The sequence below is a fragment of the Methylobacterium sp. WL9 genome (genome assembly GCF_008040035.1).
Taxonomy (GTDB): domain Bacteria; phylum Pseudomonadota; class Alphaproteobacteria; order Rhizobiales; family Beijerinckiaceae; genus Methylobacterium; species Methylobacterium thuringiense.
This window is the reverse complement of the sequence record NZ_VRVE01000183.1, coordinates 1-1,229: the sequence shown is the minus strand read 5'-3', so window position 1 is coordinate 1,229 and position 1,229 is coordinate 1. Positions and strand designations below refer to the sequence as shown.

Below are 1,229 nucleotides of genomic sequence, written 5' to 3'. Positions count from 1 at the left end.
CGCCCGGCCCGCGCGCCCGGCCGCCCGCACGCCGTCCTGGCTGAACCCGAGCCGGCTGATCCCCTGGCTCGTCCCGGCGGCGATCATCCTGGGCTGGCAGGTGGCGGGCTCCACCGGCCTCGTCTCGACCCGGTTCATGCCAGCACCCCTCGACGTCCTCCGTGCCGGGTGGCAGGCGGCGCAGACCGGCGAGCTCTGGGTCAACCTCTGGGTCAGTTTCTTGCGCGCGCTCGCCGGGTTCGTGGTCGGAGGCGGCATCGGGCTGGCGTTCGGTCTGGCCAACGGGCTCTCGAAGCTCTCCGAGCAACTCACCGACACGACACTGCAGATGGTGCGCAACGTGCCCCACCTGTCGCTGATCCCGCTGGTGATCCTCTGGTTCGGCATCGACGAAGGCGCGAAGCTGTTCCTCGTCGCGCTCGGCGTATTCTTCCCGATCTACGCCAACACGCTTCACGGCATCCGCTCGGTCGATCCGCAGCTCATCGAGATGGGCCGGGTCTACGGCATGAACCGCCGCGAGCTCTTCTGGCGCGTGGTTCTGCCCGGCGCGCTGCCCTCGATCTTCGTCGGCCTGCGCTACGGGCTCGGCATCATGTGGCTGACGCTGATCGTCGCCGAGACGATCTCGGCCAATTCCGGGCTCGGCTACATGGCGATGCAGGCCCGCGAGTTCATGCTCGTCGACGTCGTGGTGCTGGCGATCCTGATCTACGCAGCTCTCGGCAAGGTCGCCGACAGCCTGACCCGGCTCTTCGAGCGCACCTGCCTCGCCTGGAACCCGGCCTACCGCAACGGCTGAACCGCTCCTCCAACCTGAAGCCACCATGACCGCGAGCCCCGCCCTGAGCTTCGAGACCGCCACCGAGACCGCCCGCACGGCGCGCCGTCCGGCCACCGGCCACGCGCTCTCCGTCACCCTGCGGCGCCTGACCAAGGCGTTCGACGGCGGCGAGCCGGTGATCCGCGGGCTCGACCTGCACATCACAGCCGGCCAGTTCGTCGCCATCGTCGGCCGCTCCGGCTGCGGCAAGAGCACCGTGCTGCGGCTGATCCTCGGCCTCGAGGAGCCGACCTCCGGCCTCGTCTCGCTGAACGGCAGCGACACGCGCGCCTCGAAACGCATCATGTTCCAGGAGCCGCGGCTGCTACCCTGGGCGCGGGTCGTCGACAACGTCGCGGTCGGGCTCGGCCGCGAGGGCAGCCGGGCCGAGCGGCGCGAGCGCGCC

2 protein-coding genes are annotated in these 1,229 nt (G+C 70.5%); both read left to right on the top strand.

From position 1 onward, the window contains the following. Positions 1 to 40: 40 nt before the first annotated feature. Entirely contained in the window at positions 41 to 802 is a 762-nt protein-coding gene (locus FV217_RS22365; protein ID WP_147821831.1) for an ABC transporter permease subunit, read from the top strand. A 25-nt stretch (positions 803 to 827) separates the two neighbouring features. After that, on the top strand, positions 828 to 1,229 hold a 402-nt coding region (locus FV217_RS22360; protein ID WP_147821829.1), incomplete at its 3' end, for an ATP-binding cassette domain-containing protein.